The sequence below is a fragment of the Mycolicibacterium sp. XJ1819 genome (genome assembly GCF_053483675.1).
The window spans coordinates 103,629-123,499 of record NZ_JBEFST010000012.1; the positions used below are offsets into that span (position 1 = coordinate 103,629).

Sequence of the window (19,871 nt, forward strand, 5' to 3'; positions counted from 1 at the left end):
GAGGATGGACAGCGTGACGGACTCGGCCCCGAACGGAACGGCGAACGACGCCGACCGCCCCGAACTGGAGGCGGTGCTGATGGGCGCCGTCGACGAGGCCCGCGCGGCGGTCGTCGAGTTCAGCGGCGAGGACACCGTGGGGGAGTACCTCGGCGCCAGCTTCGAGGACCCGACCGCGGCGACCCACCGGTTCCTGGCCGACATGCCCGGTTACCGGGGCTGGCAGTGGGCGGTCGTCGTGGCCGCGTGGCCCGGCGCCGAACGCGCGACGATCAGCGAGGTCGTTCTCGTGCCCGGGCCGACGGCGCTGCTCGCACCGAAGTGGGTGCCGTGGCGCGACCGGATCAAGCCCGGCGATCTGGGCCCCGGTGACCTGCTGGCGCCGGCCACCGACGATCCGCGGCTGGTGCCGGGTTACCTGTCGAGCGGCGATCCCGATCTCGACGAATTGGCGGGCGAGGTCGGCCTCGGTCGCAAACAGGTGCTCGGTCCCTGGGGACGCGCGCAAGCCGCGCAGCGCTGGCACGACGGCGACTACGGTCCCGGCTCGGCGATGGCCAGGTCCACCCGGCGGGTGTGTCGCGACTGCGGCTTCTACGTTCCGGTGATGGGGTCACTCGGGTTGATGTTCGGGGTGTGCGCCAACGAGTACTCCGCCGACGGGCACGTCGTCGCCGCGGAGTACGGCTGCGGTGCGCATTCGGAGACCCCGCCGCCACCGGGTACCGGATCCCCGCTCTACGACCCCTACGACGACGGCGTGCTCGACCTCTCCGAACACGGCGACTAGCTTTCGGCGGCGGCCTTGATCCGCTCCAGCGTCTGGTTCATGCCCTCGACGAGTTCCTCTTCGAAGCTGGGCACGCCGCCCATGAACGCGTTGACCGCCACAGACGAGATCGGCTTGACACCGTTCTCGGCGTGGCGGGTCTGCGTGAGCCGGGTGCCGCCGTCGGCGGGCGCGAGTTCGAAGCTCCAGACGGTGCCGTTCTCGTTGACCCGGAACGCGATCTTCTCCTCCGGGATGAACTCCGTGACACGGCTGGTGGTCGGCCAGAACAGGAACTTGCGACGGTTGAGGTTCACCGTCCTGCTGCCCTGGCGCACCGGCCCGCCCAGCACCTTCATCGCCCGGCACTGCGGGCTCCACTGCGGCATCCGGCTCAAGTCGGAGACCAGGGCCCACACCTTGGTCACCGGCGCGTTGATCTCGACCTGTGCTTGCAACAGCGGTGCTGCCATTGGCGATCTCCTCGGTCTGTCGTCGATTACTCGAGTCCGCTCTGTGCGCCCCGAGCGCCGCGGCGCACGGCGCGACGCTGCCATAGCACGATAGCGGTGCCGAGCAGGCCGACGCCGAGACCCGCGATCGTGACGGGCCGCCACCCGTGCAGTTCGGGCACGGTGAAGGCCAGCACCGCGGCGATCGACCAGCCCGCGTAGATCACGGCGATCACCGGCCACGGCCTGAGCAGGGCGGCGGGCAACGGGGGCGGTTGTGCGGGCATCGCTTTCGAAGGTAGTCCATTACCGCCTTTTCCTGAGCCTGGCTAGGTAGTCTTTGCCTTGTGAAAGATGCTGACCTTCGACTGGCGAGCAATCTTTCATTGGCGGTGGTGCGGTTGGCCCGGCAATTGCGCTTCCGGCGTCCGGATTCCCCGGTCACGTTGTCGCAGTTGTCCGCGCTGTCCACCCTCGCCAAGGAAGGCGCCATGACGCCCGGCGCGTTAGCCACGCGGGAACGGGTGCGGCCGCCGTCGATGACCCGGGTGATCTCCTCGTTGGTCGAGATGGGCTACGTCGAGCGCACGGCCCATCCCGCCGACGGTCGTCAGGTGCTGGTGTCGGTCTCGCCGGCGGGTAAGCACCTGGTTGAGACCGAGCGCCGGGCCAGCCAGGATTGGCTCATGCAGCGACTGTCCCAGCTGGATGTCGAGCAGCGGTCGACGCTTCTGACCGCCGCCGACCTGATGACGAGCATGGTTGACGAAAGCGTGTGAGCGTCAACGTCTTCGACGTCGATGATCCCGCGGACCCGCGACTCGACGACTTTCGCGATCTCAACAGTGCCGACCGCCGCCCCGACCTGCCGACCGGAAAGGGTCTGGTGATCGCCGAAGGCGTCCTGGTGGTGCAGCGCATGCTGGCGTCCCGGTTCACCCCGCGGGCGCTGCTGGGCACCGACCGTCGGCTCGGGGAACTGGCCGCCGACCTCGACGGCGTCGCGGCGCCCTACTACCGGGCCTCGGCCGAGGTGATGGCCGAGGTGGTGGGGTTCCACCTCAACCGCGGCGTGCTCGCGTCGGCGTCGCGTGCGCCCGAACTCGCGGTGACGCAGGTGCTCGACGGGGCCCGCACCGTCGCCGTGCTCGAGGGGGTCAACGACCACGAGAATCTCGGGTCGCTGTTCCGCAACGCCGCGGGCCTCGGGGTGGACGCCATGGTGTTCGGCAGCGGTTGCGCGGATCCGCTCTATCGGCGCGCGGTGCGGGTGTCGATGGGCCACGCACTGCTGGTCCCGTATGCCTGGGCCGCTGCGTGGCCCGACGATCTGCAAATTCTGCGCGACAACAACTTTCGGCTGCTCGCGATGACCCCGGATCCGCGGGCGCATGCGCTGGCCGAGGCGATGGCGCAGTCGGCGGCCGAACGGGTGGCCATCCTGGTCGGCGCCGAGGGGCCGGGGCTGACCGAGCGGGCGATGCGGGCCTGCGACGTGCGGACGCGGATCCCGATGTCGCGTGGCACCGACTCGCTCAACGTCGCGACGGCCGCCGCGCTGGCCTTCTACGAGCGGGCTAGATTGACCGGATGACCGACGACTCCACCCCGTGGGCGATGGGGTTGACGGTGGCGGCGTTCGTGGCCGCGATCGTGGCGGCCGCCGTGATCGTGCTGAGCCTCGGGCTGACCCGCGTCCATCCCCTGCTCGCCATCGGCCTGAACCTGGTGGCCGTCGGCGGGTTGGCGCCGACGGTGTGGGGCTGGCGCCATCGACTGGTCTGGCGCTGGTTCGTGCTGGGCGCCGCGGTCGGGGTGGCGGGTGCGTGGCTGGCGCTGCTGGCCGTCGCCGTCAGCGGCTGACGGTCAACGTTGGCCGCTGGAACGCACGCCGAGCAGCACGTCCTCCCACGCCGGCACCGGCGGCTTGCCCTTGCGGGTGCGCGGTTTGGCGGGCGCGGGTGGTTCGGCGGCCTCGGGCTCGGGAGCGGGCGGGGGCGCGACCGGTAGCGTCGGCTCGTCTAGTTCGTCGTCCTGCTCGTAGTCGTCCACCGGGGCGACCGGGCGCAGTGGCCGCGCGAAGTCCGGATCGATCAACTCGCACGCCGCGTCGTCGAACGCGGTCACCGTGCCGCCCTGTGAGCCCGGCGTGAACCGGAAGTGCGCCTTGACGTCGGACCTGCCGGCCTGCCACGCCAACTGCACCGTCCAGCGCCCGTCCTCGTTGCGCCACGCGTCCCAGGCGGTGGCGTCGGGATCCAGCCCCCGCGCGATCAGCGCGGTGGTGATGGTCTCCAACAGCGTCAGCATGGACGGACCGTCGGCGAGCATCGGATGCGCCGCGGTGGCCAGTTCGGCCACGCGTGACCGCTCGAGCAGCACCGGGTGGGCGAACCTCTCGACCCGCTCGACGTCGACCCCGGCGGACTCGGCAAGCTGTTCGACGGATGCGCCCGCACGTATCCTCGCCTGAATGTCCTTGGGACGCAGCACGTTGGCAACCTCGTCGGTGGATTTGGATGAATGGGAGGCGGTTCTTTCGCCGCGCACCGCGGCACGCAACCGGTCGTCGGAGGGCAAGATGAACTTCTCGCCGGTGTCGGCCTCGCAGATGATGCGTTTGCCACGCCCGTCGTCAATGTCCAATCCGACGACCTTGAGTTCTCGCATGCCGACCTCCTTCGGGCTAGCGCCATGCCCGTGAGGGCGACACTACTGCGTTATCGCGCTGTTACCGGGTAGGACACGCAGGAGGTCAGAGGCGCTCGACGACCCAGTCGACACACGCGGTCAACGCGCTGACGTCGTCGGGCTCGACGGCGGGGAACATCCCCACCCGCAACTGGTTGCGGCCGAGTTTGCGGTACGGCTCGGTGTCGACGATGCCGTTGGCGCGCAGCACCTTGGCGACGGCCGCGGCATCCACGCTGTCGATGAAGTCCACGGTGCCCACCACCTGCGAGCGCAACGCCGGATCGGTGACGAACGGCGTGGCGAACTGCGAGGCCTCCGCCCAGCCGTAGAGCCGCTGCGAGGAATCGGCCGTGCGCTTGACCGCCCAGTCCAGTCCGCCGTTGCCCAGCATCCATTCGAGTTGGTCGGCGAACAGCACCAGGGTGCCCACCGCGGGGGTGTTGTAGGTCTGGTTCTTGCGGCTGTTGTCGATCGCGATCGGCAGCGACAGGAACTCGGGGACCCAGCGGCCCGAACCCGCGATGGCGTCGACGCGCGCGAGCGCGGCCGGTGACATGATCGCCACCCACAGCCCGCCGTCGCTGGCGAAGTTCTTCTGCGGTGCGAAGTAGTAGACGTCGGCCTCGGTGATGTCGACGGGCAGGCCGCCCGCCGCGGAGGTGGCGTCGATCGCGATCAGGGCCTCGCCGGCGCCCGCGGGCCGCCGCACGGCGACCGCGACACCGGTCGAGGTTTCGTTGTGCGCCCACCCGATGAGGTCGACCGACGGGTCGGACGCGGGCGCGGGTGCGCTGCCGGGTTCGGCCGAGACGACGACGGGGTCGCCGACGAACGGGTTCTTGGCCACCGCGGAGGCGAACTTGGCGCTGAACTCACCGTAGGTCAGATGCAGTGAGCGCGTGTCGATCAGCCCGAACGCGGCGGCATCCCAGAACGCGGTGGTGCCGCCGTTGCCGAGGATCACCTCGTAGCCGTCGGGCAGTGAGAACAGTTGGTGAAGCCCGTCGCGGACGCGGCCGACGAGGTTCTTGACGGGGGCCTGCCGGTGCGAGGTCCCGAAGACGTCGCCCGCGGCGGCCAACGCCTGCAGTTGTTCCGGCCGCACTTTGGACGGGCCGCAACCGAAACGTCCGTCGCGGGGTTTGAGGTCGGCGGGGATCTGTAGGTCGGCCATGGCCTCAAGCGTAGATGTGTGCGCTCGGTCACATTCAGCGCCTCCGCGGGGGTGGGCCACATCCGCGGTGGCCCTCTGTTCAATATGCGATACCAGCGGTACTGTCTAACCGAGCCGGTCAATGTAAACGTCGGAAAGCCTTGGAGGTCACGAAATGGCCCGGACGCGCATGGTCAGGCGTTGGCGTCGCAACATGGAAGTCAGCGACGACGCCCAGTACGTGGACACTCTCACCACACTGTCCGAGGGGTCGGTGCGGCGAAACTTCAACCCGTACACAGACATCGACTGGGACTCCCCGGAGTTCGCGGTCATCGACAACGATGCCCGGTGGGTGCTGCCCGCCACCGATCCGCTCGGCGGCCACCCCTGGTATCAGGCGCAGCCACTGGATCGGCAGATCGAGATCGGGATGTGGCGGCAGGCCAACGTCGCCAAGGTCGGCCTGCAGTTCGAGATCATCCTGATCCGCGGCCTGACCAACTACGCGTTCTGGGTGCCCAACGGCTCCCCCGAATACCGGTACTGCATGCACGAGACCGTCGAAGAGTGCAATCACACGATGATGTTCCAGGAGATGGTCAACCGCATCGGCGCCGACGTGCCGGGCATGCCGCGCATGCTGCGGTGGCTGTCGCCGTTCATCCCGCTGGTGGCCGGGCCGCTGCCGATACCGTTCTTCTTCGGCGTGCTCGCCGGCGAGGAGCCCATCGACCACACCCAGAAGAACGTGCTGCGCGAGGGCAAGGAACTGCATCCGATCATGGAGCGGGTGATGGCCATTCACGTGGCCGAGGAGGCCCGCCACATCTCGTTCGCCCACGAGTATCTGCGCAAGCGGCTGCCGCACCTGTCGCGCTGGCAGCGGTTCTGGCTGTCGGTGAACGTGCCGATCATCATGCGGGTGCTGTGTCAGGCCATCGTCAAACCACCGAAGTCGTTCTGGTCCGAGTTCGACATCCCGCGCTCGGTGCGCAAGGAGTTGTTCTTCCGCTCGCCGAAGTCGCGGCAGTTCCTGCGCGACATGTTCGGTGACGTCCGGATGCTCTGCTACGACACGGGGCTGATGAACCCGGTGGCCAAGCTGATCTGGCGGCTGTGCAAGATCGACGGCCCACCCAGCCGCTACCGCAGCGAGCCGGCCCGTCAGCACCTGGTCGCCGCCGCCTGACGGCAGGTCCGCCATGCCCCATGTGATCACCCAGTCGTGCTGCAGCGACGGGTCGTGCGTCTTCGCCTGCCCGGTGAACTGCATCCACCCCACCCCGGATGAGCCGGGCTTCGCGACCGCCGAAATGCTCTACGTCGACCCGGAGGCCTGCGTGGACTGCGGTGCGTGCGTGACAGCGTGCCCGGTCGGGGCGATCGTGCCCGACAGTCGGCTGACTCCCGAGCAGCTGCCGTTCATCGAACTCAACGCCGCGTTCTATCCCGAGCGCGAGGGCAAGGTGCCGCCGACGTCCAAGCTCGCGCCGGTTCCCGAGGCGCCGATGGTGCACCCGCGCCGCAGTGGGCCGCTGACGGTCGCCGTCGTGGGCTCCGGGCCCGCGGCGATGTACGCCGCCGACGAACTGCTCACCCAGAGCGGGGTGCGGGTCAACGTCTTCGAGCGGCTGCCCACCCCGTACGGGCTGGTGCGCGCGGGCGTGGCTCCCGACCACCAGAGCACCAAACAGGTCACCAACCTGTTCGACAAGATCGCGGCCCGCGACGGCTTCCGGTTCTATCTCAACGTCGAGGTGGGCGCGGACCTGACGCACGCCGATCTGCTGGCCCACCACCACGCCGTGCTCTACGCGGTGGGCGCCCCCAATGACCGCAGGCTCGACATCGACGGGATGACGCTGGCGGGCACCGGCACCGCGACCGAGTTCGTCGCCTGGTACAACGGCCACCCCGACTTCGCCGAACTGCCCGTCGACCTCGGCCACGAACGAGTGGTGGTCATCGGCAACGGCAACGTCGCGCTCGACGTCGCCCGCATCCTGACCACCGATCCCGACGCGCTTGCGGCCACCGACATCGCCGAGCACGCGCTGGCCGCGCTGCGCGGGTCGCGGGTCACCGAGGTCGTGGTCGCCGCCCGCCGCGGGCCCGCCGCGTCGGCCTTCACGCTGCCGGAACTGATCGGGTTGACCTCGACGTGTGAGGTGGTGCTCTCCGACGCCGACCACCAGTTGGTGGGTGCGGACCTGGCCGCCGTCACCGATCCGTTGACCCGCAACAAGCTCGAGATCCTCAGCAAGCTTCCCGTCGCGGACACCCCGGCCTCGGGGCCCCGCATCCGGCTGGCCTATCGGCTCACGCCGCGGCGGGTGGTGGGCGAGGGCCGCGTGGAGGGTGTGGAGTTCACGGCCACCGGCGGCGACGATGTCAGCCGCCTCGACGCCGGTCTGGTGTTGACGTCGATCGGATACCGCGGCAGGCCGATCCGCGATCTGCCGTTCGACGAGGACGCCGCGGTGGTGCCCAACGACGGCGGGCGCGTCGTCGATCCGCACACGGGTGCGCCGGTACGCGGCAGCTACGTCGCGGGCTGGATCAAGCGCGGCCCCACCGGTTTCATCGGCACCAACAAGTCCTGCGCGGCGCAGACCGTGCGCCATCTGGTCGCCGACTACAACGACGGACTGCTGGCCGACCCGGCCGGCAAACCGGCCGCACTGGACCGCTTGGTGCGCGACCGCAGGCCCGACGTGGTGAGCGCCGCGGGCTGGCGGGCCATCGACGCCGCCGAGATCGCCCGCGGTGGCGAGCACCGCCCCCGCGCGAAGTTCACCACGGTGGCCGACATGCTCACCGCCGCGGCGAGCGCGCCCGCGCCACCGCTGCGCGAGCGTCTGCTCGCCGGACTTCGCCGCTAGTTCGGCCAAAGCCGCCCGGCCGGCCCGATGCGCCGGTATAGCAAATGGCATGAACGCTGCGACGCACGTCGGTCGGGTGGGGGGATTGGCCGTTGCCCTGGGGGTCGGGGCCGCGATTGTCACCGGATACGGGTACGCGCCCGCCTGGGCCGAGACGCCGTCGCCAGGCACGTCGGCCAGCGAATCCGCGGACGAGTCCGCGACGGAAACCGCCTCGGAGCCGGACGCGTCGCCGCCGGCCGGCGTCCCCGAGAACACCGAAGTCACCGAGAACACCGAAGTCACCGAGAACACAGAAGTCGCCGACGACACCGAAGTCACCGTCGAGGACCCCGTCGACACCGGAGACGATCCAGACCCCGGGGACATCGAGCCAGGCGCCGATGATGGGACGGACGACGACATCGTCATCGACGCCACCTCCGACACTTCCGACGCGCCGACGCACACTGCCCTGCGCTCCGCGCACGCCGAGGCGCCGCCGGCGGCCACCGCCGTCAACGACGACAACGCCTACGACGATGCGGGCCTCGACCCCGTCGCAACGTTCGACACCGAGTCGGTGTCGTTGGATGTTCCCGCGCCGCCGTCGATGTCGACCACCGACGCACCGCCCGCCGTGCCGGGCCTTCGGCTCTGGCCGACGGCCTACGACCCGACCTCCGCGGTGACCTACGTGACCGGCATCGTGTCCAGCCTCGTCAACGCGGCGTTGAGCCCGTTCGCCGCGGGGCTGCCCGCCCTGCCGAGCGAACCGCCGTCGCTGTGGGTGCTGCTGGCGTGGGTGCGTCGCGAGTTCTTCAACTCCTCGCCGACGCTGGCCCCGGTGCTCAACCCGCAGACCAACGGCCTGATCACCGGCAACGTCGGCGCCACCGACGCCGACGGCGACCCGCTGACCTACACGGTGATCGGAAGACCCCTCAACGGCGGTGTGGTCAGCGTCGACGAGAACGGCGACTTCGTCTACCGCCCGATGAACGCGATGGCCGCTGCCGGTGGCACCGACGAATTCGTGGTGGTGGTGAGCGACGAAGCGGCCGGTCTGCACATCAACGGGCCGATGGGGTTGCTGCAGTTCGTCCCGATTCTGGGCAACCTCATCAACCCCGGCGGCGGGCACCGCGTCGCGCAGACCATCACGGTCAACGTCGAACCGGTCGAGGGCGTCGACCTGTCCTTCCCCGACGACTTCGCCTGGGGCGTCGCGCATTCGGGATTTCAAGCCGAAGGCGGCCCGGGCTCGCCGGTCGACCCTCACTCCGACTGGTACAGCTGGGTGCACGACCCGATCAACCAGCTGCTCGGCCTGACCCGAGGCGTTCCGGAGAACGGTCCGGGCGCCTACGTCAACTACGACGCCGACGCTCAGTTGGCCCGCGACGAACTGGGCATGAACACCTTCCGGATCGGCATCGAGTGGAGCCGCATCTTCTCGAATTCCACTGCAGAAGTGGATATTTCGGATGAGGGTGGCGGTGTGAGCCTGGCCGATCTGCACGCGTTGGATGCGTTGGCGAATCAGGACGAGGTGGCGCACTATCGAGACGTGCTGGCCTCGCTGCGCGCGCACGGGCTCGAACCGATGGTCACCGTCACCCACTTCACGCTGCCGTCCTGGGTCCACGACCCCATCAGCACGCGAGTGCTGGCTCAACTCGGGCTGCCCGCCCCGGCCGCCGGGTGGCTCTCGCCGGGCACCGCGGTCGAATTCGAAAAGTACGCCGCCTACCTGGCGTGGAAGTACGGCGATCAGGTGGACAACTGGGCGACGCTGAACGAACCGTTCCCGCCGGTGCTGACGCAGTTCCTCTCGCCGCCGATCCCCGGCATCCCGATACCGCACTGGCCGCCGGGGTTGGTGCGGCCAGACCTCGCGTCGACGTTCCTGGTCAATCAGGCCAAGGGGCACGTGGCGGCGTACGACGCGATCCACGCGTGGGACACCACCGCCGCGACGGCGGGCCAACCGGCGGCGTTTGTCGGGTTCACCCACAACATGATCCCGGCCCGCCCCGCCAACCCGGTCAACCCACTCGACGTGGGGGCCGCCGACGCCTGGAACCACTACTACAACCACTGGTTCCCGAACGCGGTGATCGACGGGTGGGTGGACGCCAACTTCGACGGCATCAAGACCCCCGACGAGATACACGACGGGTTCAAGGACAAGGTCGACTTCCTCGGGGTGCAGTACTACGGGTCCTCACCGATGCAGGGTTTCGGGCTGGCGCCGATCCCGGGAATACCGTTCCTGCAAGGTCTTCCGATCCAGTGCGCGGCGACCTCGCCGACCTGCAGCGACTTCAACCAGCCGACGGACCCGGGCGGATTCCGTGAGGTGCTCGAGACGGCGGCGGCCTACGGCAAGCCGATCTGGGTCACCGAGAACGGCATCGCCGACGCCGACGACTCCAAGCGTCCGTCGTACCTCACCAACCACATCGCGGTGGTGCAGGACCTCGTCGCGCACGGCACCGACATCCGCGGCTACACCTACTGGTCATTCGTCGACAACCTGGAGTGGGCACACGGCTACGACCTGCACTTCGGGCTGTACGGATCGGATCCGACGACGCCCGAGCTCGAGCGCACGCCCAAGCCCGACAGCATCGCGGCGATCAGCGCCATCACGGGCGCCAACGCGCTGCCGCTCGCGCTGCTGGCGCTGTACCTGCCGCACGCTATTGCATCTGCTTGACCGCGTTGTCGATCTCCTCCTGGCTGACCTCGCGCACCGGCTGGCCCATCGACCAGGTATGCCCGAACGGGTCGCGAAGCTCGCCGTAGCGGTCACCCCAGAACATGTCCTCGAGTTCCATCACGACGGTCGCCCCCGCGTCGATGGCCTTCTGGAACTTGGCGTCCACGTCGGAGACGGTCAGATGGATGGTCACCGGCGAACCGCCGAGTGACTCGGGCGTCACCGACTTGCCGTCACTCATCTCGGGGAAGTCGTCGTTGAGCATCACCAGCGCCCCGTTGATCCGCAAGGCGGCGTGGAACAGCCTCTTACCGTCGGGCGCGGCCACCCGGCCGAGTTCCTCGGCGTCGAAGGCCTTGACATAGAAGTCGATGGCGGCCGCGCCGTCGCTGACCGTGAGCATCGGCGACACCGCGGGCGAAACGTCAATGGGCATGAGGGGGTCCTTTCGGTTGACGGGCCGGGGGGCACCCGGACGGGCTGCCAGTACCGACCAGCCGCACACGCACAACTCATCGGCACCGCGTCGAGGTAACCATCCGGCACCGACAACCGCGGCGGCCTCAGACGATCGAGAACGACCGCGGCAGCTCATCGCGCCCGGTCAGCGCGAGCAGCACCTCGGTCCCGCGGCCGCCGGCCGCGGCGATCCGCGCCGCCAGCACCAGCGCACCGTCGAGCACGTCGTCGGGCAGACGCACCGGCAGGCCCACTGCACGCCCGATGTCGAGGCTGTGCACGGCCAACTCGAAGGTCCGGGTCGGCAGATAATTGCGCAGGCGGATGCCGAGCCCGCCGAGCACCTCGATGAGCGGGTCGTCGACCGAGGCCAGTTCGCCGAGCACCTGCGAAATCAGCGCGTCGACCGCGGCGGCCGGATCGTCGCCCAGGGCCGTGCCCGCCGCCCGGCCGCGCTCGGCCACCTCGGTCGGGTCGATACCGAGCGCAGACGGGGTCACCCGCAGGTAGTACTGCTCCGGGGCGGTGAGGTCTTCGCGTGCGGCGGGGGTCTGCAGGTAGGTGCGCACCGTGGTCAACGACCGTGACGTGTGCCCGACCAACGCGCGCACGTCCCACTCACCCAGACCCGGCCCGCCCCATGCCTCGGCGGGGATCTCGCGCACCAGACCCGCGAAGGTGCGCGCGGCCGAGGCGAAGGCTGCCGTCGTCACGACGTGGCGATCTGGTCCCACCCCTCGATGGACTCCGGACTGCGCGGGGCGGGACCGACGTAGACCGCGGCCGGCCGCACCAGCTTGCCGAGCCGTTTCTGCTCGAGGATGTGCGCACACCAGCCCGCGGTGCGACCGCAGGTGAACATCGCGGGCATCATCCTGGTCGGGACCTGCGCGAAGTCCAGGATCACCGCGGCCCAGAACTCGACGTTGGTTTCGATGGCCCGGTCCGGGCGGCGCTCCCGCAGTTCGGCGAGCGCGGCCTGCTCCAGCGCCGCGGCCACCTCGTAGCGCGGCGCCCCCAGCCGCTTGGCCGTGGCCCCCAGCACCCGCGCGCGGGGATCCTCGGCGCGGTAGACCCGGTGCCCGAAGCCCATCAGTTTCTCCTTGCGGTCCAGGATGCCCTTGACCACCGCGCGGGCATCGCCGGTCTGCTCGGCCTCCTCGATCATCGGCAGCACCCGGGCCGGCGCGCCGCCGTGCAGCGGCCCGCTCATCGCGCCGATGGCACCCGACAGGGCGGCGGCCACATCCGCACCGGTCGAGGCGATCACCCGCGCGGTGAAGGTCGAGGCGTTCATGCCGTGCTCGGCCGCGGACACCCAGTAGGCGTCGATCGCCTCGACATGCTTGGGATCGGGCTCGCCCTGCCAGCGGGTCATGAACCGCGCCGTCACGGTGGCGCATTCGTCGATGGTGCGCTGCGGCACCGCGGGCTGGTAGATGCCGCGCGCGGACTGCGCGACATAGGACAGCGCCATCACCGAGGCGCGGGCGAGCTGATCGCGGGCGGTCTCGTCGTCGATGTCCAGGATCGGGGCGTAGCCCCAGATCGGGGCCAGCATCGCCAGCCCGGCCTGCACGTCGACGCGGACGTCGCCGCTGTGGATGGGCAGTGGGAACGGCTCGGCGGGCGGCAGGCCGTTGCCGAACCTGCCGTCGACCAGCAGCCCCCACACGTCGCCGAAGGTGACCCGCCGGTCGACCAGGTCCTCGATGTCGACGCCGCGGTAGCGCAGCGCGCCGCCGTCCTTGTCCGGTTCGGCGATCTCGGTGGTGAAGGCCACGACGCCTTCCAGCCCCTCGACGAATCCCTCGGCGGACTGCGGTGCCCCAGACGTCGTAGTCATGGGGCAGATTCTCGCACCCGGCGGAAGTGGCCTCGGCCCCCGGTCGCTGACCCGTCGGCGCCCCAGCTAGGCGTAGCGTTGGCCCGTGGTGGCGTTCGACGACGATCACTTGGCGAGGATGCGGGTGGAGTACGGCTCGGTGGAAAAAGACGGCAGCCCAGACCTGGACGTCGACTGGCTCGGCCCGGACCCGCAGACCGGCTGGGTCGTCCTGTTGCGCAAGTGGTTGGCCGACGCCGAGCGCGCCGGGGTGGCCGAACCCAACGCGATGGTGCTCGGCACCGTCGACGGGCAGGGCAGGCCCGTCACCCGCGCGGTGCTGTGCAAGAGCGTGGATCTGACCGGCATCACGTTCTTCACCAACTACGACTCCGCCAAGGGCAACGACCTGGCCGGCACCGCCTACGCGTCGGCGACGTTCCCGTGGTTTCTGCTCGGTCGCCAGGTGCACGTGCGCGGTGCGGTCAGCAAGGTGGCGGCCGAGCGCACCGCCGAGTACTGGGCGATGCGGCCACGCGGGTCCCAGCTCGGCGCGTGGGCGTCCTACCAGTCGCGCCCGATCGACTCACGCGAGGCGCTGCTGGGGCAGTTGACCGAGGTCGAGCAACGCTTCGCCGGGCTGGACGAGGTGCCGGTGCCGCCGAACTGGGGCGGATATCTGATCACGGCCGAGGTCGTGGAGTTCTGGCAAGGGCGGGAAGACCGTCTGCACAACAGGATCCGCGTCGCCGGAGGACGCGTCGAGCGGCTTCAGCCCTGAGGCGGGGCAATTGCGGCGGGTTGTTGATTTAGCAAACTGTCTGAAGTTGCCATTTTCTAAGTCGCCTCTTAGCTTCGCGAATTAGCATCGCGGTCGTGAGTGACCTCAGGGGGGGAGCGGTTCCCGGACTGCGTGAGCGCAAGAAGCAGCGCACCCGCGCCACCCTCATCGACGCTGCCGTCGAGTTGTGCGACCGGCAGGGTTTCGACGGCACCACCGTCGAGCAGATCGCCGCGATCGCCGACGTCTCCCCCCGCACGTTCAGCCGCTACTTCGCGACCAAGGAGGCCATCGCGCTGGCCCTGGTCGACGAGGTGCTCGACAAGACGGCGGTCGAACTGGCGCGTCAACCAGCCCAGATGAATCACATCGAGGCGTTGCTCAGGGCGCATGTCTCGATGGCCCACGCCGCCAAGCATGCGCCGCACGGTGAGCTGTCGGCCGATCGGCTGATGCGCATCGCGTGGATCGTGATGTCCTCGCCGGGGCTGCGCCAGGCCGCCCTCGACTACCGCGACAACGCCCTCGACGCCGCTCTCGCCGAGCGGATGGGGGTCGACCTCGGCGACCGCAGACTCAAGCTGATCGCGGCGGTGTGGGGCTCGATCATCGCGACCGCGCTGACCGATCTGACCGCCGAGGCGCGCCATTGGTCGCAGGTGAGCATCGACGCCGCGATCGATCGGCTGGAGGAGACATTCGCCGACTTCACGGGCCTTACTCCGAGCATTGCGCGGGCCGTGTGAGCGACAGATGACCCCCCGCGGGCGAGACGGCGCCCATACGACTACCTTTTGAGGGACAGACTCCGCATTCCTTGCGACGTAGAAGGGATTCACGTGGCCGACAACGACTCGCACGCCACCCTTAGCTACCCCGGTGGTGAGTTGGACTTGGACGTCGTCAAGGCCACCGAGGGGGCCGACGGCATCGCGCTGGGTTCGCTGCTCGCCAAGACCGGCTACACCACGTTCGACGAGGGTTTCGTCAACACCGCCTCCACCAAGAGCGCCATCACCTACATCGATGGTGACGCCGGAATCCTGCGCTACCGCGGCTACCCGATCGAGCAGCTCGCCGAGAAGTCGAACTTCATCGAGGTCAGCTACCTGTTGATCTACGGCGAACTGCCCACCAAGGAGCAGTTGGAGAAGTTCACCGGGCAGATCCAGCGGCACACTCTGCTGCACGAGGACCTGAAGCGGTTCTTCGACGGCTTCCCGCGCAACGCGCACCCGATGCCGGTGGTGTCCAGCGCCGTCAACGCGCTGAGCGCCTACTACCAGGATTCCCTCGACCCGTTCGACGACGAGCAGGTGGAACTGTCCACGATCCGGTTGCTGGCCAAGCTGCCGACGATCGCGGCGTACGCCTACAAGAAGTCCGTCGGGCAACCGTTCCTGTATCCGGACAACTCGATGACGCTGGTCGAGAACTTCCTGCGGATGACGTTCGGGCTGCCCGCCGAACCCTACGAGGTGGACCCTGAGGTCGTGCGCGCGCTCGACATGCTGTTCATCCTGCACGCCGACCACGAGCAGAACTGCTCGACGTCGACGGTGCGGCTGGTCGGCTCGTCGCAGGCCAACCTGTTCACCTCGATCTCCGGCGGCATCAACGCGCTGTGGGGGCCGCTGCACGGCGGCGCCAACCAGGCCGTGCTGGAGATGCTCGAGAAGATCCGCCAGGCCGACGGCGACGTGCACGACTTCGTCAAGCGGGTCAAGAACCGCGAAGACGGTGTGAAGCTGATGGGCTTCGGCCACCGGGTCTACAAGAACTACGATCCGCGGGCGCGCATCGTCAAGGAGCAGGCCGACAAGATCCTCGGCAAGCTCGGCGGCGACGACGACCTGCTCGACATCGCGAAGTCGCTCGAAGAGGTCGCGCTGACCGACGACTTCTTCATCGAGCGCAAGCTGTACCCCAACGTCGACTTCTACACCGGGGTGATCTACCGCGCGATGGGCTTCCCGACGCGGATGTTCACCGTGTTGTTCGCGCTCGGCCGGTTGCCCGGCTGGATCGCGCACTGGCGGGAGATGCACGACGAGGGCAGCGGCAAGATCGGCAGGCCGCGGCAGATCTACACCGGCTACACCGCACGCGACTACGTCGCCACCGGCAGCCGCTAGCTCTCGAGAACCGCCATCGCGGCGTTGTGCCCGCCGATGCCCGACACCGCGCCGCCGCGCCGGGCGCCCGAGCCGCACAACAGGATTCGCTCATGTGCGGTCGCCACACCCCAGCGGCGCGCGGGGGTGTCCAGCGGTGCGTCGCCCTCGGCGAACGGCCACGCCAACCCGCCGTGGAAGATGTTGCCTGCCGTCATGCCCAGACTGGCCTCCAGGTCTGCGGTGGTCTTGGTCTCGATGCACGGCCGGCCCAACCCATCCCGCATCACGATGTCTTGAACAGGCTCGGCCAGAACGGAATTCAGCGAATTCAGCACGGCCTCGGTCAGAGTGTCGCGCATCCGGCCGGAGTCATCGGACGCGACCAGTCGGTGCGGGGTGTGCAGCCCGAAGATCGTCATCGTCTGCGCACCGGCCGCGCGCAGGGCTTCGGACATGATCGTCGGATCGGTCAGTGAGTGGCAGTAGATCTCGCACGGCAGCGGATCGGGGACCATGCCGCGCACCGCGCAGGTATGGGCGCTGTCGAGTTGGGTGAGCGTCTCGTTGATGTGAAACGTCCCGCCGAAAGCCTGCTCCGCGGTGACGGATTCGTCGCGCAGGCGGGGCAGACGCCGCAGCATCAGGTTGACCTTGACCTGCGAGCCCGGCGCGGTCGGCGGCTCCGGCTCGCCGAGCAGCCGGGCCAGCACCGCCGGTGTCACGTTCGCCAGCACATGTCCCGCATGCACCACGTGCTCGTCATCTCCGCGGCGGTAACGCACCTCACCGTCTGGTGTGACGGCGTAAACCTCTGCGCCGGTGATGATCTCAGCGCCAAATCCGGTGGCGGCAGCGGCCAGCGCGCCCGTGACCGCGCCCATGCCGCCGATCGGCACGTCCCAGTCGCCGGTGCCGCCGCCGAGCAGGTGGTAGAGGAAGCAGACGTTCTGCATCAGCGACGGGTCGTCGGTGCGGGCGAACGTGCCGATCAGCGCATCGGTCGCCATCACACCGCGAACCACGTCGTCGGACACCGACGCGGTGATGGCCTGCCCGATCGGCTCGTCGACCATGAACCGCCACGCGCGGTCGTCGCCCACCAGGCGGCGGGCCTGTTCGCGGGTGCGCAGCGGCTGCAGCAGCGTCGGCCACATCTTCGACGTGACAGCGCCACAGCGACGGTAGAACTCGTCGAACCCGGCCCGGTCCCCGCCGGCGCCGACCGCGTCGAACGTCGACTCCGGCCCGATCAGCAGGCCCGTGCGGCCCCCGGTTCTCGGATCGGGTGTGTAGGACGAATAGCGGCGGCGCAGCAGTCGCACCCGAGCCCCGAGGTCTTCCACGATGCGCCGGGGCAGCAGGCTCACCAGATACGAGTAGCGCGACAACCGGGCGTCGACACCGTCGAACGCGTGCGCGGACACCGCCGCGCCGCCGACGTGGTCGAGGCGCTCGAGCACCTGCACTCGTCGACCCGCGCGCGCCAGATACGCCGCGGCCACCAACCCGTTGTGTCCGCCGCCGACGATGACGATGTCGCCCGACATCGAACCAGTCTGCCCGACTACGCTGTCTTCGGTGACTTCAAGTTCAGGGCAGAAGCCCGAGATCGAATTTCCCGACGGCCCCGCCCCTACCGACCTGGTCGTCAAGGATCTGGTGGTCGGCGACGGCGCGGAAGCCGTGGCCGGTGGCACCGTCGAGGTGCATTACGTCGGAGTCGAATACGACACCGGCGAGGAATTCGACAGTTCGTGGAACCGCGGCGAGTCGATCGAGTTTCCGCTGCGGGGCCTGATTCAGGGCTGGCAGGACGGGATCCCCGGGATGAAGGTCGGTGGCCGCCGCCAACTGGTCATCCCGCCCGCACAGGCCTACGGCCCGGCCGGCGGCGGACACCGGTTGTCGGGCAAGACGCTCATTTTCGTCATCGACCTGCTGGCCACCCGCTAATCCCGCACCCCCGGCAGCCGCAGCTGCAGGCGGGCGCCGCCGAGCGGGCTTTCCTCCAAAGTCGCTGTGCCGCCGTGCAGTTCGGCCTGCTGCGCCACCAGGGCCAGTCCCAGCCCGGAACCCGAGTGCGAGGCCGTCGAGCCGCGGGAGAACCGGTCGAACACCAGCGAGCGCTCCTCTTCGGGGACGCCGACGCCGTTGTCGTCGATCGCGATCTCGACGCCCTCACGTGAGCTGACCGCCGAGAGTTGCACCCGCGTCGCCCCGCCGTGTTTGACGGCGTTGGCGATCGCGTTGTCCACGGCCAGTCGCAGGCCCGCGGGCAGGCCGAGGATGATCACCGTCGGCGCGGGCACCAACGACACCTCCAGGTCGGGATAGACCCGCATGGCGTCGTGGGCGGCGCGGTCGAGCAGTTCGGTGATGTCGACGGGCACATGGTCGTCTGACGTCGTCAGTTCGCCCTGCGCCAGTCGTTCCAGCGCGGCCAGCGTCGCCTCGATCCGCGACTGGGTGCGGATGACGTCGTTGACCACTTCCTTGCGCTGCTCCTCGGGCATGTCCAGGGTGGACAGCACCTCGAGGTTGGTGCGCATCGCGGTCAGCGGGGTGCGCAGTTCGTGCGCCGACACCGAGGCGAAATCCCGCGCCGACGCCAACGCGGCCTTCGTGCGCTCCTGCTCGCTCCACACCCGCTCGACCAGGCCCTTGACGGCCTCGGCGATCTCGACGGCCTCGGTGGCACCCCGCACATCGACATCGGGGTCCTCGTCGCCGGTGTCGATCTGGCGGGTCTGCTGGGCCAGGCGTTTGAGCGGCCGGACCGCGAACGCGGCCAGCACCCAGCCGAACGCGGACGCGGCGCCGACGGCGAACACGCAGATGATGATGACCCGCCGGTGCAGGTTGTTGGTGTCGGCGATGGTGGCGTCGTAGGTGGCACCCACCGCCACCGACATCGGCCCGGGGAAGTACGGGATGTCCACCGTGCGCACCCGGTAGCGCACACCGTCGACGTAGGTGTCGGCGTAGCCCGATTCCAGTTGCGGCAGCACCACGTCGGAGTTCGACGTCACCTCGTCGCCGCGGCGCACCGTGATGACCGCGTCCTGACTGTTGGGCGACTTGGGGATCTCGCTGAGCTGGCCGCGGGGCAGCAGGGGGATCACGAAGCCCGCGGCCTCGTCGAGTCGGCGGTCCAGGCGTTCCTTGCGGTCGTTGGTGATGCCGATCCACACCACGGTGCCGACGATGACCACGACGATCGCTGCGCCGATCGCGGTGGCCAGGGCGACGCGGGTGCGCAGCGACGGGGTCCGGCGGAAGATCCGCGACAGCAGGCTCATTACTGGGTTCTCAGCACGAACCCCACGCCGCGAACGGTGTGCAGAAGCCGCGGGGCACCGCCCGCCTCGAGCTTGCGGCGCAGGTAGCCGATGAACACGTCGACGACGTTGGTGTCCGCGGCAAAGTCATAGCCCCACACGAGTTCGAGCAGCTGGGCCCGCGACAGCACCGCGGTCTTGTGTTCGGCCAGCACCGCGAGCAGGTCGAACTCGCGTTTGGTCAGATCGACGTCCTGCCCGTTGACCCGGGCCCGCCTGCCCGGGATGTCGACCTCCAGCGGGCCGACCTGGATGGTTTCACTGGAGAACGTCGCGGTCGAACCGCGCCGGCGCAGCAGCGCCTTGACCCGGGCCACCAGCTCGGCCAGCACGAACGGCTTGACCAGGTAGTCGTCGGCCCCGGCCTCCAGGCCGGCGACCCGGTCGTCGACCGAACTGCGCGCCGACAGCACGCAGACCGGCACGTCGTTGTCCATCGCGCGCAGCGCGGTGACCACGCTGACCCCGTCGAGCACCGGCATGTTGATGTCGAGCACGATCGCGTCCGGGCGCGTTTCGGTCGCGCTACGCAGGGCCTCGGCGCCGTCGATCGCGGTGGCCACGTCGAACCCGGACAGCCGCAGGCCGCGCTCGAGCGAGGCGAGCACGTCGGGGTCGTCGTCGACCACGAGCACCCGGGGCGATGCAGCAGCACTGTCCATGCCCTCAATCTTGCCTGAAACGACGGGCGAAC

The 19,871-nt window shown here is 69.2% G+C and carries 21 protein-coding genes; 11 read left to right on the plus strand and 10 right to left on the minus strand.

All coding sequences use genetic code 11. The features are described from left to right. The first annotated feature begins 4 nt into the window (after window positions 1–4). Window positions 5–790 carry a DUF3027 domain-containing protein gene (locus ABQE89_RS15015; protein WP_448417858.1) on the plus strand — a complete coding sequence of 262 codons (786 nt, stop codon included), beginning with the start codon at window positions 5–7 and terminating at the stop codon, window positions 788–790. Here the strand turns inward: ABQE89_RS15015 and ABQE89_RS15020 are convergent. Both ABQE89_RS15020 and ABQE89_RS15025 read right to left on the minus strand, forming a co-directional pair. After that, window positions 787–1,242 carry an SRPBCC family protein gene (locus tag ABQE89_RS15020; RefSeq protein ID WP_448417860.1) on the minus strand — a complete coding sequence of 152 codons (456 nt, stop codon included), beginning with the start codon at window positions 1,240–1,242 and terminating at the stop codon, window positions 787–789. The two genes, ABQE89_RS15015 and ABQE89_RS15020, sit on opposite strands and share 4 nt — an antisense overlap. A 26-nt stretch (window positions 1,243–1,268) precedes the next feature. Continuing rightward, complete coding sequence (locus ABQE89_RS15025; protein ID WP_448417862.1) at window positions 1,269–1,508, minus strand: DUF2530 domain-containing protein; 240 nt, start codon at window positions 1,506–1,508, stop codon at window positions 1,269–1,271. Between the two features lie 60 nt (window positions 1,509–1,568). On the opposite strand from ABQE89_RS15025, the gene ABQE89_RS15030 reads away from it, so the two are divergent. From ABQE89_RS15030 to ABQE89_RS15040, 3 genes are read left to right on the plus strand one after another with little or no spacing between them, the layout of a single operon-like run. Next, window positions 1,569–2,000, plus strand: a complete 432-nt coding sequence (locus ABQE89_RS15030) for an Rv0880 family HTH-type transcriptional regulator (protein WP_448417864.1) — start codon at window positions 1,569–1,571, stop codon at window positions 1,998–2,000. Further along, entirely contained in the window at window positions 1,997–2,815 is an 819-nt protein-coding gene (locus ABQE89_RS15035) for a TrmH family RNA methyltransferase (protein WP_448417866.1), read from the plus strand. The genes ABQE89_RS15030 and ABQE89_RS15035 overlap by 4 nt, the downstream gene beginning before the upstream one ends. Continuing rightward, window positions 2,812–3,084 (plus strand): DUF2537 domain-containing protein, encoded by a 273-nt coding sequence (locus ABQE89_RS15040; RefSeq protein ID WP_448417868.1) that lies wholly within the window; start codon window positions 2,812–2,814, stop codon window positions 3,082–3,084. Before ABQE89_RS15035 ends, ABQE89_RS15040 begins: the two co-directional genes overlap by 4 nt. Window positions 3,085–3,087: 3 nt before the next feature. On the opposite strand, the gene sepH is transcribed toward ABQE89_RS15040, so the two are convergent. Next, window positions 3,088–3,891 (minus strand): septation protein SepH, encoded by an 804-nt coding sequence (gene sepH / locus ABQE89_RS15045; RefSeq protein ID WP_448417870.1) that lies wholly within the window; start codon window positions 3,889–3,891, stop codon window positions 3,088–3,090. Window positions 3,892–3,976: 85 nt separating this feature from the next. Continuing rightward, the gene (serC, locus tag ABQE89_RS15050) at window positions 3,977–5,089 is read right to left on the minus strand and encodes a phosphoserine transaminase (protein ID WP_448417871.1); all 1,113 of its coding nucleotides are present in this window, start codon (window positions 5,087–5,089) and stop codon (window positions 3,977–3,979) included. Window positions 5,090–5,243: 154 nt separating this feature from the next. On the opposite strand from serC, the gene ABQE89_RS15055 reads away from it, so the two are divergent. Genes ABQE89_RS15055 through ABQE89_RS15065 form a run of 3 tightly spaced genes read left to right on the plus strand, consistent with a single transcriptional unit; the run spans window position 5,244 to window position 10,654 of the window. After that, window positions 5,244–6,260 carry an AurF N-oxygenase family protein gene (locus tag ABQE89_RS15055; protein ID WP_448417873.1) on the plus strand — a complete coding sequence of 339 codons (1,017 nt, stop codon included), beginning with the start codon at window positions 5,244–5,246 and terminating at the stop codon, window positions 6,258–6,260. 13 nt (window positions 6,261–6,273) lie between these two features. After that, a complete protein-coding gene (locus tag ABQE89_RS15060; RefSeq protein ID WP_448417875.1) occupies window positions 6,274–7,953 on the plus strand; it encodes an FAD-dependent oxidoreductase in 1,680 nt (559 codons plus the stop codon). A 49-nt stretch (window positions 7,954–8,002) separates the two neighbouring features. Continuing rightward, on the plus strand, window positions 8,003–10,654 hold the full coding sequence (locus ABQE89_RS15065; RefSeq protein ID WP_448417877.1) for a family 1 glycosylhydrolase: 2,652 nt from the start codon (window positions 8,003–8,005) through the stop codon (window positions 10,652–10,654). Here the strand turns inward: ABQE89_RS15065 and ABQE89_RS15070 are convergent. The 3 genes from ABQE89_RS15070 to ABQE89_RS15080 all read right to left on the minus strand — a co-directional run bounded on the left by ABQE89_RS15070 (window position 10,638) and on the right by ABQE89_RS15080 (window position 12,962). Further along, complete coding sequence (locus ABQE89_RS15070) at window positions 10,638–11,093, minus strand: VOC family protein (RefSeq protein WP_448417879.1); 456 nt, start codon at window positions 11,091–11,093, stop codon at window positions 10,638–10,640. The two genes, ABQE89_RS15065 and ABQE89_RS15070, sit on opposite strands and share 17 nt — an antisense overlap. Before the next feature lie 127 nt (window positions 11,094–11,220). After that, on the minus strand, window positions 11,221–11,829 hold the full coding sequence (locus ABQE89_RS15075; protein WP_448417881.1) for a maleylpyruvate isomerase family mycothiol-dependent enzyme: 609 nt from the start codon (window positions 11,827–11,829) through the stop codon (window positions 11,221–11,223). Next, window positions 11,826–12,962, minus strand: coding sequence for a citrate synthase 2 (locus tag ABQE89_RS15080; protein WP_448417883.1), 1,137 nt, complete (start codon window positions 12,960–12,962; stop codon window positions 11,826–11,828). Before ABQE89_RS15080 ends, ABQE89_RS15075 begins: the two co-directional genes overlap by 4 nt. 118 nt (window positions 12,963–13,080) lie before the next feature. On the opposite strand from ABQE89_RS15080, the gene pdxH reads away from it, so the two are divergent. From pdxH to ABQE89_RS15095, 3 genes are all read left to right on the plus strand, one after another. Next, entirely contained in the window at window positions 13,081–13,722 is a 642-nt protein-coding gene (gene pdxH, locus ABQE89_RS15085; RefSeq protein WP_448418020.1) for a pyridoxamine 5'-phosphate oxidase, read from the plus strand. Between the two features lie 95 nt (window positions 13,723–13,817). Next, complete coding sequence (locus tag ABQE89_RS15090; RefSeq protein WP_448417885.1) at window positions 13,818–14,468, plus strand: TetR/AcrR family transcriptional regulator; 651 nt, start codon at window positions 13,818–13,820, stop codon at window positions 14,466–14,468. A gap of 93 nt (window positions 14,469–14,561) precedes the next feature. Further along, entirely contained in the window at window positions 14,562–15,857 is a 1,296-nt protein-coding gene (locus ABQE89_RS15095) for a citrate synthase (protein WP_448417887.1), read from the plus strand. Here ABQE89_RS15095 and ABQE89_RS15100 read toward each other — a convergent pair. Beyond that, entirely contained in the window at window positions 15,854–17,386 is a 1,533-nt protein-coding gene (locus ABQE89_RS15100; RefSeq protein WP_448417889.1) for a phytoene desaturase family protein, read from the minus strand. The two genes, ABQE89_RS15095 and ABQE89_RS15100, sit on opposite strands and share 4 nt — an antisense overlap. On the opposite strand from ABQE89_RS15100, the gene ABQE89_RS15105 reads away from it, so the two are divergent. Continuing rightward, complete coding sequence (locus ABQE89_RS15105) at window positions 17,373–17,792, plus strand: FKBP-type peptidyl-prolyl cis-trans isomerase (RefSeq protein ID WP_448418022.1); 420 nt, start codon at window positions 17,373–17,375, stop codon at window positions 17,790–17,792. The two genes, ABQE89_RS15100 and ABQE89_RS15105, sit on opposite strands and share 14 nt — an antisense overlap. On the opposite strand, the gene ABQE89_RS15110 is transcribed toward ABQE89_RS15105, so the two are convergent. Together ABQE89_RS15110 and prrA are read right to left on the minus strand one after the other, a co-directional pair. Next, window positions 17,789–19,138, minus strand: coding sequence for a HAMP domain-containing sensor histidine kinase (locus ABQE89_RS15110; RefSeq protein WP_448417891.1), 1,350 nt, complete (start codon window positions 19,136–19,138; stop codon window positions 17,789–17,791). The two genes, ABQE89_RS15105 and ABQE89_RS15110, sit on opposite strands and share 4 nt — an antisense overlap. Further along, the gene (gene prrA / locus ABQE89_RS15115) at window positions 19,138–19,848 is read right to left on the minus strand and encodes a two-component system response regulator PrrA (RefSeq protein WP_448418024.1); all 711 of its coding nucleotides are present in this window, start codon (window positions 19,846–19,848) and stop codon (window positions 19,138–19,140) included. Before prrA ends, ABQE89_RS15110 begins: the two co-directional genes overlap by 1 nt. Window positions 19,849–19,871 lie beyond the last annotated feature (23 nt).

What these genes read in the sequence shown, in the direction of transcription:
- ABQE89_RS15015 (WP_448417858.1), top strand. Translation starts at nt 5, where the DNA reads ATGGACAGCGTGACGGACTCGGCCCCGAACGGAACGGCGAACGACGCC.
- ABQE89_RS15020 (WP_448417860.1), bottom strand. Translation starts at nt 1,242, where the DNA reads ATGGCAGCACCGCTGTTGCAAGCACAGGTCGAGATCAACGCGCCGGTG.
- ABQE89_RS15025 (WP_448417862.1), bottom strand. Translation starts at nt 1,508, where the DNA reads ATGCCCGCACAACCGCCCCCGTTGCCCGCCGCCCTGCTCAGGCCGTGG.
- ABQE89_RS15040 (WP_448417868.1), top strand. Translation starts at nt 2,812, where the DNA reads ATGACCGACGACTCCACCCCGTGGGCGATGGGGTTGACGGTGGCGGCG.
- sepH (WP_448417870.1), bottom strand. Translation starts at nt 3,891, where the DNA reads ATGCGAGAACTCAAGGTCGTCGGATTGGACATTGACGACGGGCGTGGC.
- serC (WP_448417871.1), bottom strand. Translation starts at nt 5,089, where the DNA reads ATGGCCGACCTACAGATCCCCGCCGACCTCAAACCCCGCGACGGACGT.
- ABQE89_RS15055 (WP_448417873.1), top strand. Translation starts at nt 5,244, where the DNA reads ATGGCCCGGACGCGCATGGTCAGGCGTTGGCGTCGCAACATGGAAGTC.
- ABQE89_RS15060 (WP_448417875.1), top strand. Translation starts at nt 6,274, where the DNA reads ATGCCCCATGTGATCACCCAGTCGTGCTGCAGCGACGGGTCGTGCGTC.
- ABQE89_RS15065 (WP_448417877.1), top strand. Translation starts at nt 8,003, where the DNA reads ATGAACGCTGCGACGCACGTCGGTCGGGTGGGGGGATTGGCCGTTGCC.
- ABQE89_RS15070 (WP_448417879.1), bottom strand. Translation starts at nt 11,093, where the DNA reads ATGCCCATTGACGTTTCGCCCGCGGTGTCGCCGATGCTCACGGTCAGC.
- ABQE89_RS15080 (WP_448417883.1), bottom strand. Translation starts at nt 12,962, where the DNA reads ATGACTACGACGTCTGGGGCACCGCAGTCCGCCGAGGGATTCGTCGAG.
- pdxH (WP_448418020.1), top strand. Translation starts at nt 13,081, where the DNA reads ATGCGGGTGGAGTACGGCTCGGTGGAAAAAGACGGCAGCCCAGACCTG.
- ABQE89_RS15105 (WP_448418022.1), top strand. Translation starts at nt 17,373, where the DNA reads ATGTCGCCCGACATCGAACCAGTCTGCCCGACTACGCTGTCTTCGGTG.
- ABQE89_RS15100 (WP_448417889.1), bottom strand. Translation starts at nt 17,386, where the DNA reads ATGTCGGGCGACATCGTCATCGTCGGCGGCGGACACAACGGGTTGGTG.
- ABQE89_RS15110 (WP_448417891.1), bottom strand. Translation starts at nt 19,138, where the DNA reads ATGAGCCTGCTGTCGCGGATCTTCCGCCGGACCCCGTCGCTGCGCACC.